Below are 11,238 nucleotides of genomic sequence, written 5' to 3'. Positions count from 1 at the left end.
CTGGCACATCTCTTGATGAAGTTATTCGTGCTTATTGTGCATAAAGAGTGTCTCATACTTATTTGAAATGACTATACACTTGGGACAGTTGATCAGCTCAAATTCAAGGTTAGGTTATAAAAAATAAAATTATAACACATTTTCCTTGCTATGCAGGACTACCCCAAATCTACAATCTAAAATCTAAAATCTAAAATAAATTGACGCCCGCTAAAGTTTCCCACCAGTACAAAAGCACTTTACAGGAAACCCGCAGGCGTCAAAATCAAGCAAACTTAAATCTTAGAAAAGACCCAGTGTGAAAGATTTGTCGATCGGGAAAATAGCACCAATACCCAACCACAGAGTTACCGCAGTTCCCAACAGGAAAACAGTAGTAGCAACAGGGCGGCGGAACGGATTTTGGAACTTGTTAACATTCTCGATGAACGGAACCAAAATCAAGCCAAGGGGAACACCGGCCATGCAAGCAATACCCAACAATTTGTTAGGCAAAACGCGCAGGATTTGGAACACAGGCCACAAATACCATTCCGGCAGAATTTCCAACGGAGTAGCAAAAGGATTAGCCGGTTCGCCAACCAAAGCCGGGTCTAGTACGGCCAAACCCACGCACAGAGAAATCGTTCCCATGATGACTATAGGGAAAACGTAGAGCAAGTCATTAGGCCAAGCTGGTTCGCCGTAATAATTATGACCCATGCCCTTAGCGAGCTTAGCGCGGAGCGCGGGATCGCTCAAATCTGGTTTTTTGATAATAGACATAGTGAGAGTGTTCTCCTTTTAGTTTTACCCGGGGCTGCCATTCCGCTGTATTCGTTAGTCTGAATCAGCGGCGCGATCGCAGGAAGTATTAGCCGTAAATAAATATCATGAGCGATGAATTATGAATTTTCAACTCAAAATTCAGCGGGGGGCAAAAGAATACCGCCCCCACAACTCAAAATTTACAACGGGCCAGAGATACCTTGCTTGCGAATCATCAAGAAGTGAGCCAGCATGAAGACTACAATCAGCCAAGGCAACACAAAAGTGTGCAAGCTGTAGTAGCGAGTCAAAGTGCCTTGACCGACGCTGACACCGCCGCGTAGCAGTTCAACCATCAAAGAACCGACAAACGGGATAGCTTCGGGGACGCCGGAAACGATTTTAACCGCCCAGTAACCGATTTGATCCCAAGGCAGCGAATAGCCGGTCACGCCGAAAGAAACAGTGATGACTGCCAAGATTACTCCTGTCACCCAGGTTAATTCGCGGGGCTTTTTGAAGCCGCCTGTCAGATAAACCCGGAAGATGTGCAAAATCATCATCAGCACCATCATGCTGGCAGACCAGCGGTGGATGGAGCGGATCAGCCAGCCGAAGTTGACTTCAGTCATCAGGTATTGCACTGAAGAAAAAGCTTCTGCTACCGTGGGACGGTAATAGAAAGTCATGGCGAAGCCGGTGGCAAACTGGATCAGAAAGCAAACTAAAGTAATTCCGCCCAAGCAGTAGAAAATATTGACGTGCGGGGGTACATACTTTGTAGTGATGTCATCGGCGAGCGCCTGAATTTCCAGGCGTTCCTCAAACCACTGGTAGGTTTTTGAGTCGGTGATTTGTTTAGAAAACATGGAGCCAGAATTCCTAAAAGAATATTGCTGTGGTTGAGGTTCAGGGCAGCAGCCACAAGGTTTTTTGTCGCCCCGCGCCGAGCAGCTTGCTTTTACTAGCAAATGCCTGAGGCTATTTTTTAAATTTGGAGCTGACGAAAGGAACTCTCTTGTGCGATCGCCTGCAAGCCCTGGGAAACTAAGCGGTGGCTTGTCCCTACTCGCTGGCGTTGCCCGATCGAATTCCAGACTGTGATAAAAAATGTAACATAATTGCCGTGCAATTTTCACCCGGGCGATCGCTTTTTGGACACTTAAAAGGCTTTTTTCGGAATCTCAACATCCGCCCAAGCTACTATGCGGGCAGGGCTGAGCTACAGAAAGCAGTCCGAGCCGGAAACCAGTTTGCCGGGAGAGGCCAAATTTCATCTCGATCGTAAAACTTCACCTTTAGGGTCCAAACGCCCTCATTGTCGATCGATTAGCCCGAGCTGGTTCGATCGTACAACCGAATCTTGTTTTGTAGAAAGGACTGAAGTCCTTTCTAAAAGCATCTGCTGGCTGCAACCTGCGTATTGCCGTAAAAAAGCCGGTGATTGCCCCCATCCGTAAAGTCAGCTCACAATTGAAAAGAAAGCAAACTTTCCACAAAAACTGGCAGTATTGGCGAGAAAGGAGTGGGACGCGGCGGTATCGGAAAGCGAATTCCCGGCAGAGATGGCAAGGATGGAAAGTCTCGCGATGGCGGTGTAAACCCAGTCGAAACGCTCACGCAATCTGAGAGATTCACATCAGTAACATTTTTAACGTCGGCGATTAAATCCGATCCGACAAATATCCGAGTTCCCTGTGTCGTACCGTCATCATAAGATTCAAATCGATAAAAGAAGAAGAGAGGAATGTTACGATCTTGTACGAAACCAACGACTTGGATTTTGTCGCCTTCGACCCGGTTAAAATCCTCAATAACGGCATGGCGACCTTCACCGCCATAGAAGAGGTAAGGGCTGGCATTTGACGAACCGAGAACAAATATGTCTGCTCCACTTTGCCCGATTAAATAATCGATTTGTTCTCCTGTTAAGGAAAAGCCGTAACCCGATATGATGTCATTACCCGGCCCGCCAATCAGGATGTCGCTGCCTTCATTACCCTCTAGCAAATCGTCTCCACCATTGCCATTAATGTAGTCATTATCTAAGTCACCTCTTAAAGTGTCGTTCCCACTTTCTCCCAACAGGCGATCGTTACCTTTGCTGCCCATTAGCAAGTCGTTCTGGAAGCTACCAAACAAGAGATTGTCTCCATCTCCTCCGATCGCCGTATCATTGCCTTGACCGCCGATAAGACAGTCATTGCCAGACCCTCCCAAGATACTATCGTTATTGTCTTCTCCTCTGATTAAATCAGTGCCTTCGCCACCCTCAAGAAGATCATTCCCGGCACCTCCTTCAACTTTGTCATCGCCTTCACCACCGCTGAGACTGTCGTTACCAGAGTAGCCCAAAAGGCGATCGCTACCGACTCCACCTGCGAGACTATCATTGCCTTCTCCGCCATCTAAAGTGTCATTACCATCCAAACCAAATAGAGTATCATTTCCTCCCAGTCCGCACAGGGAATCATCGCCAATTTCACCGGCTAGCAAATTATCGAGATTGTCACCGCATATAACTACCATAAACTTGTCCTCCTGAAAACTATTTCACAATTACAGTCACTCAATTTTAGATTGAGGATTTTAGATTTTGGATGGTTCCCGTCCACTCAATTTTTATTTTTGGATTTTGGATTTGGATTTTGCCATTAAATTAGTCCTGATTAACATTTGCTAGTAAGAAACCTTAGTCTTTATTCACCTAAATATGTAACAAAAAACAGCAGTTCTTACTAGAAAAATAATTTCATTTAGGGACACAAGATTTGCCTGTGTCCCTAATGTTTTAACTGAAATCTGCAAGGGTAATTTGGTTAGCTATCACGCCATTGAGAGCCGCTAAAATTTCACCAGTTTCTGTCAAGCTGATTAAAGTTGCACTGGTGCTGGGGATAATAGAAAGTTGCGAAAAGGTTAAATTGTCGGCAAGTGCGAGGAAGTCGATGCCAGGTTCAAAATCGAAAATTATATCGCTGCCAGAATTGGCTGAAATTAAGAAGCGATCGCTCCCATTTCCTCCTATCAAACTGTCATCGCCGTTTTCACCGCTGAGAAAATCAGATCCGTTACCGCCCAGCAGAATATCGCTAGCTTGACCGCCGTAAAGACTGTCATTGCCTTCACCTCCACTCAAGCTATCTTGACCGCGATTTCCCAATAGGATATCTTCCCCATTATTGCCAAACAAATTATCGCTTTCTTTGCCACCGTAAGCAGTGTCATCGCCGTCGCTACCGTCGAGGAAATCATTGCCTTGATTGCCGTGTATCCAGTCGTTGCCACCCAAACCGCTGAGAGTATCATTGCCGCGTTTGCCGGCCATTGTATCGCTGCCGCTGTCGCCGAAGAGGCTGTCGTCGCCGTCAGTTCCGATTAGATTGGAGTTAGCTGCGATCGCATCTATTTCTCCTTCAATCACCGCAACAGCAGGTGTATCGGGCAATGTCGTTTGTTGAATTTTGGTATCTAAGGCAGTACCCGTATTTTCGGCAAGAACTTGGGCGATCGATTTCGTACCTGTACCGACTGCTTTTAAGTCTTCAGAGGTTTCGCCTAGGGCTACTTTTTGGATGCGGGCAACTTCTCGGTTAATTGAAGCCGTTGCTGTGTTGGATACAACTTGGTCAATGCGCTGATTTGCTTCGGCCATTACCTTAGCTGCATCCGGGGCAATTTGCAACAATTGCTGAGTGTTTAAATCCGAGTCAAATTGTTGCGCTGTTGTGGCGGCGCGATCGACAATTGTTGCTAACTGGTTGGCATCGGCCAGATTGAGAGTAGTCCCCGATTGAATTTGTTGAACGATCGCACTTACAACTGCTTTTACGCTGTCGGTATTGTCCAGAATCGACGCACCGTCTATTAAAGCAGCAGTTTGGGTAATGACGTTTTGTACCTTGACCATTGCAGTCAAAGTTTCTACTCCACCCGCGATCGCGTTTTCCGTAGCTGCGATCGGATCTAAACTCGTTATATCAACATTAGCGGGAATGGAAAGTGAAGATTTGACTAGAGATTCGGCGCGATCGCTGTCAATTCCTTTGTCAATTAAATCCGCTACTAAACTGGTTAACAAAGTGACAACAGTAGCGTAAGGCGGGGCAGTTACAGGCGTTTCCAAAGGCAAACCAGTTGCCGTATCAATGCCGCCGAAAGCAACAATATTGCCTTCCTCTGGATCGAGTTCACCATTTTGATTTTTGTCGAAAATGTTGGAATCGAGATCCAGATCGAATTCGCCGTTATCCGCAGTAGTAGCAGAAGGTTCGCTAGCATCGAGTACACCGTTTTTGTTGGCATCGAAAAAGACAGTAGCACCAGCGATATAACCGTCAATCACAAAACCGCCGACGCGATCGCTCTTGAACCGAATTACCTCGCTAACACTCGCCCCAGATTCATCAGTCCCCGTTACTTTCAGCCAATAATTGAACGATCTTGGACGAGTCGGGCCTAAATTAATCGTGCGAGTTGCCGAATTAAAAGTTAGCCAGGAAGGCAAAGGAATTTCCGGGAAACTTGAACCGGCAATTGGTTGGCGATAGGAACCGCCATTGAGATCGGTTCTCCAGGTAAATGCAGATGAACTTAAATCGCTAGAATTTGCCAGGGCGATCGAATAATTAATGCTGTCGCCCGGATCGGGGTCAGTATAGGTATTTGCTGCTAAATTAAAAGCATTACCACTCTGAGAAAAACCTAGCGCTGCACTTTGCGAAAACACAGAACGATTTACAACCGGCGGGTTGTTGCCGACAATACCTTGAGCCAAAGCCAGCATATCAACGCGCTTGAAATTTAAGCCAGTATCGATCACGTTATCGTCTTCGTCGTCGCCGTCATTAATCGTGACGCCCGTTGATTGCAAGAAATTCGCAAACTCAGTTGGGGTTAGTCGGCGGCCCAAATCTCGCTGCGCTAACTGTTGCGCTAGCACTGCTATTCCAGCAACATGAGGTGCAGCTTGACTGGTACCGGAATACCTAGTCAAAGGGGTGTTAGGGCCAGCACCCGTAATCAAAGTGCCGGGAGCAAAAACGGTTGTTAAAGTGGAGTGGCGCTGAGAATAGGGTGTAATGCGATCGGCATCGGTGGTATAACCAATAGCGCCAAAGCCGTGTGTCCGATAACCCCGGTTCGCATCGTACACCGCACCAATTGAGAGTGAGTTAGGATCGGCTGCGGGGTAGGCAACGCCCTGAACGCTGTTATAGCCCAATGGCCCGAAAGCATTACCTGATGCGGAAACAACAATTACATTCTGTGCTGCTAGCGCTGCTAGTTCATCACTAATGCCGCTCGTGTCAGGGCTGTTGTCATCGTCGTCGCTAATGCCCCTCGTTTGGGGGGTGTTGTAATTGCCGTTATCACCGAGTGACATATTCACACTGGCGATATTGTACGCTGCTGCGTTTTCTACCACCCACTGCAAAGCTTGTTCTATATCTGCGAAACTGCCGCTGCCCGTATCATCCAAAACTTTGAGATGAATGATGTTAGCACGGGGCGCCATCCCTGTCTGGACTCCATTTTGGGAAGTAGCAATACTAGAGACGTTTGAACCGTGTCCGTCAACGTCGTCAGCTTCGTCATCGCCATAGGCGTAATCGTAATTGTAGACAATGCGATCGGCAATGCCGTCTGAATCACTATCAGAACCAAAAAATGGGTCGTCTAGATCGATGCCAGTATCCAAAATTACTGTTGCAAAACCATTGCCGTCTATTCCGGCAAAACGCGGTGCGGCGCGGAAATCATCGATGTTAATCAGCGGGGCAGATATGTCAGTGGCGGGAGCGAATGTTCCATCTATAACTGAGATCAACTCTCCAGCTTTGTAGACTCGGGCATCTGAACCTGTGGTTGTAATACCGTTCAGCCGGGGTACGACAGACAAGTTGAGATTGTAAGGAGTTTCTCCACCGTTGGCTAAGGAGACTCGGACGTAATAAGTACCGTGTTCTAAAGTGCGGTTAATTGACTCAGATGCGCTACCCAAATTATTGGAAGTGGCGATCGCTTTTCCGCTACTGTCGAGCAATTCAACTTTAACATCTGCATTGAGTCCGCCCACGGACAAGCTGAAGTCATTGCTAGCACCCAAGCTGAATTTGTAGTAATCATCAATGTTGCTGCTACTGATAGCATCCTTATAGCTTCCAGTACTCGAACCTACAGCGATTCTTTTGACTAAATTATCAGCAGGTATCGCCGGCGGCATGATGATTTGCACTGGTGTTGGTGTCGGCGGAAAAACTGTAGGCGTTGGCGTCGGTGTCGGTGTAATTGGCGGGGTTGGTGTTGGCGTCGGTGTAATTGGCGGGGTTGGTGTTGGTGTCGGTGTAATTGGCGGGGTTGGTGTTGGCGTCGGTGTCGGTGTAATTGGCGGGGCTGGTGTTGGTGTCGGTGTAATTGGCGGGGTTGGTGTTGGTGTCGGTGTAATTGGCGGGGTTGGTGTTGGCGTCGGTGTCGGTGTAATTGGCGGGGTTGGTGTTGGTGTTGGTGTAATTGGCGGGGTTGGTGTTGGTGTTGGTGTAATTGGCGGGGTTGGTGTGGGCGTTGGTGTCGGTGTAATTGGCGGGGTTGGTGATGGCGTTGGTGTAATTGGCGGGGTTGGTGTGGGTGTTGGTGTTGGTGTAATTGGCGGGGTTGGTGATGGCGTTGGTGTAATTGGCGATGTTGGTGTTGGTGTGGGCGTTGGTGTTGGTGTTGGTGTGGGCGTGTCATTGTCGGTAATGGTGACAGTGACAGGTGCGATCGCAATTCCGCTATATTTAGCGTCGGTACTGGTTACGGCGTGATTGATTGTGCCTGTGTGATTACCTTCTACAACTGTGTCATCCGTCGCAGTCACAGTTACTGTTTGGGCAATATTCCAATTAGTGTTGTCGAAGCTAATAGGGGCGATCGCACTTATTTGATTCCCCCCGTCAAAGCTGACTGTTACGGGCGCTGTTGGCTGCGAATTTAGCTGAAGTGTATAACTTCCCGTTGCACCGCCTTCTGCTGCTGTGGTACTGGCGGGATTAACCGTAACCCCGACTGTATCGCTGTCGCTGTTAGTAACGCTGACATCGGAGGGATTGAAATTGTTGTAATTGCTGTCTGTACTAACAGCAGCCTCAGTGACAATAGTGTAAGCAATATCGCCGTCAGCGATATTGTCGTCAACACCTGTCACCGTTACTGTCTGCGCCTGATTCCAGTTATTAGGAGTGAAACTTAAGGTATTAGTAGAAACTGTTCCTTCTGCAGGATTAGAACTGCTTAAAGCTACCGTAACAGGTGCCGTAGGTTGAGTGTTGAGGACAACACTGAAATTAGCCGTACCTCCCGCTTCAGTTGTAGTTAATCCTGCTGTGGGATTAACGGTAATGCCGGGAGTTTCGTTATCGCTATTCGTAACGCTGACATCGGCAGGATTGAAATTGCTGTAATTGCTGTCTGTACTAACAGCCGCAGCGGTGACAATATTGTAAGTTTGATTGCCGTCGGCAATATTGTCGTCACCGCCTGTTACCGTTACAGTTTGCGGCGCACTCCAATTGGCGGGAGTGAATGTCAGCGAGGGTGTAGAAACTGTTCCCTCCGCAACATTGGAACTGCTTAAGCCAACAGTCACGTTAGCAGTTGGTTCAGAGTTGAGTTGGACAGTAAATGTCGCTGTTCCTCCTGCTTCTGTTGTCGTTAATCCGCTATCGGGATTGACGGCAATTCCAGCAGTGTCGTCATTAGTAATAGTAGTTGTCGCACTAGCAGTTGTAATTGTTGGAGTCGGGCCTGGTGCGATCGGATTTGATAAGGTGACAGTAATAGTTTCATCCGGTTCGATCGCACTTTCGCCCAAAACATCCAAAGTAATCGTTTTCGATGTCTCCCCCGCCGCAAAATTAACCGTACCATTAACGTCAGTTGCCCCGGCAGTGCCGCCGATATTGTTGTAATCGCTGCTGTTTGTAGCAGTTCCCGCGATCGCATAATTGACGCTGCTGGCTGCACCTATACCGCCGCTGCGAGTAACGGTAAAAGTAACAGATACAGTTCCCGTATTGGCTTCAGCTACCGCAGCCACAGCGGCGGAAACGGCATAAGAAACAGTGTCGTTACTGGGAATAGTTAGGGTCGCTTGATTTGTCGTCCCTGCAATGTCACCTGCGATCGTACCAAAGTTGAGAATGACTGTTTCTGCATTCTCAGCGATATTGTCCGGTTTAATAGTGACTGCAATATTTTGTTCTGTACTTGTTCCACCTGCAGGAAAAGTTACGGAAGTCGGCGATAGGGTGTAGTCAGAATTTTGGGTAGCGCTGCTGCTGGGGTCGATGACAATGGGTACAATGACATCAGCAAAAGGAGTGCCGCCGCTGATAGTAACGGGGATATTAACGACTGTATCTGCATCCCCTTCATTCCCACTGAAAGTAGCCTCACCAAAATTAATTATGTTCGGTGAATTCAAGAGAATTGAAACATTATTAGAACCTCTGTTAGCAACTGCGATGTCGAGTCTGTCGTCGGCATTGAAATTTGCGATCGCCAGAGAACTCGGATTTGTGCCGACGCTAAAGTTGGTCGCACTGCTAAAACCGCCAGTTCCATTTCCCGCCAAAATTGAAACGTTATTAGAACCGCTGTTGCTAACAGCTAAATCTTGTCTGCTGTCGCCATTAAAATCGCCAATTTTAATCGCACTTGGGTTTAAGCCAACATTAATGTTGGTCGGATTGCCAAAGCTGCCATTTCCTGTTCCAAATAAAATTGAGATGCTGTTAGAACCGCTGTTGGCGACTGCGATATCGGTGAGGCTGTCGCTGTTCCAATCTCCGAGTGCGATCGCACTCGGACTTTGACCGACATTAATATTAGTAGGATTGCCAAAACTGCCTTGACCAATTCCCGATAATATGGTAATACTATTAGAATTTCGGTTGGCGACGGCGAGATCGAGGAAATTGTCGCCGTTAAAATCTCCGGCAGCGATCGCGCTGGGACTTTGCCCAACATTCACAGTAACAGGAGTGGAAAAACTGCCTTGTCCCGTTCCCAAATAAATGCCAACATTGCCTTCAGGTACAAAACCATTGCCGCTGGATTGAGTAACAGCAATGTCTGGTAAATCATCACCATTAAAATTGCCGACAGCGATCGCGCTAGGATTTTCGACGGCAGTCAACAATCCCGCACTGTTCAAGTTGCCATTACCCGATCCTAAAAAGATATAAATACTGCTAAATTCGGCACCTTGCGCGGAAGTTATCGCTAAGTCGGAAAAGTTATCGCCGTTAAAATTGCCAACTGCGATCGCGGTAGGACCCAATACCGGAGTCAAATCAGTTCCAGAGTTAAATCCTCCTTGACCGTTTCCCAGTAAAATAGAAACCCTATTCGATGTGGGGTTAGCAACAGCTAAATCTAAGATGCCATCGGTATTGAAATCGCCAGCCGCAACAAATGATGGACTGGTTCCCGCATTAAAATTATTAGGAGAACTAAACGTATTGAGGACGTGGTAGTAAGCTGCGATCGCTTCTGGCAGAAATACAATGCCAGCTTTAATTGTCCCCGCTGTCACTGTTAATTCCCAATCGCCGCCTTTGGCCGCACAACCTGTTAAATTATTAGAAGCGGCAACATTTGCTCCTGTTAGTTGACTCAGGTTTTTTACAAATTCTTTACCTATATTTCCTTTGGCAACATTACAGCCGTAGAGGAGAATTTCGGCATTTGGTGTCAGCCCGCCCGCCCATTTCTTAACTATTTTGACAAAATTGTCGGCGCGATTTATCAAATTTTGCCAACTCAATTCAACGTTCCCCAGTTGCAAACAACCGGGCTTTCCGTGGGCAATAATGTGAATTACTGAAAATTTATTTTCCTGCAAAGCTTCGGCAATTTGTTCGAGGCCGTTGCGGTTAGTTTCTAATTTAATTACTTCGGTTTCAGGGATAACGCCGTCGATTAAGGTTTGACAGTCGGGGACGGCAGCATCGATAAATGCGATCGCTTTTGAGGAAAGTTGAGTCATTGACTTTAGGGAAACAGCCGTTGGGGCGATCGCTAAGTCGGGAATGTTATCATTATTACAGTTTTCGGCAGTGAAGGATTGGGGACTTGTGCCGGCAGGAAAGTTGGTACCGGTACTGAAAGTAGACATGATTAATTTACCTAGCTGATAATTCTGGTTTATGTGATGCCAGCCAGTCTACAAAAGCACGAGCTCTGCTGTATTGTAAATTCTTGCGGAAAACTTGCGAAAAATATAATTTTCTTGCGGAATTTATCCCTATTTGATGAAGAATTGTAACAGAGTCGGCGGGCAGGGGTTTCTTACGACAGGACTTACGCCTCAATACCAAAGAAACCAGGTTTTTTACCAAAATACACAGGTTTCCCGATCGGGTAAAAAACCCCGTTTCTGAACCGCCGCAAGCTTTATGCGAAAATACTTTGCAACTACAAACTGCTTTTAATGTGACAGGGGCTGGA

The 11,238-nt window shown here is 47.1% G+C and carries 4 protein-coding genes; all 4 read right to left on the bottom strand.

All coding sequences use genetic code 11. The features are described 5' to 3' along the window. Nucleotides 1–282: 282 nt before the first annotated feature. The 4 genes from petD to QUB77_RS29100 all read right to left on the bottom strand — a co-directional run bounded on the left by petD (nt 283) and on the right by QUB77_RS29100 (nt 10,906). The gene (gene petD, locus QUB77_RS29115; protein ID WP_333180422.1) at nt 283–765 is read right to left on the bottom strand and encodes a cytochrome b6-f complex subunit IV; all 483 of its coding nucleotides are present in this window, start codon (nt 763–765) and stop codon (nt 283–285) included. 182 nt (nt 766–947) lie between these two features. After that, nucleotides 948–1,616, bottom strand: coding sequence for a cytochrome b6 (petB, locus tag QUB77_RS29110; RefSeq protein WP_015174799.1), 669 nt, complete (start codon nt 1,614–1,616; stop codon nt 948–950). A 598-nt stretch (nt 1,617–2,214) separates the two neighbouring features. Continuing rightward, nucleotides 2,215–3,276, bottom strand: a complete 1,062-nt coding sequence (locus QUB77_RS29105; RefSeq protein WP_333180421.1) for a calcium-binding protein — start codon at nt 3,274–3,276, stop codon at nt 2,215–2,217. A gap of 262 nt (nt 3,277–3,538) precedes the next feature. Continuing rightward, nucleotides 3,539–10,906, bottom strand: coding sequence for a DUF4347 domain-containing protein (locus QUB77_RS29100; RefSeq protein WP_333323641.1), 7,368 nt, complete (start codon nt 10,904–10,906; stop codon nt 3,539–3,541). Nucleotides 10,907–11,238: the final 332 nt, after the last annotated feature.

The organism is Microcoleus sp. AT9b-C3 (genome assembly GCF_036705485.1).
Lineage (GTDB): Bacteria > Cyanobacteriota > Cyanobacteriia > Cyanobacteriales > Microcoleaceae > Microcoleus.
The sequence above is the reverse complement of the archived record's forward strand: the minus strand, read 5'-3'. Positions and strand labels throughout refer to the sequence as shown.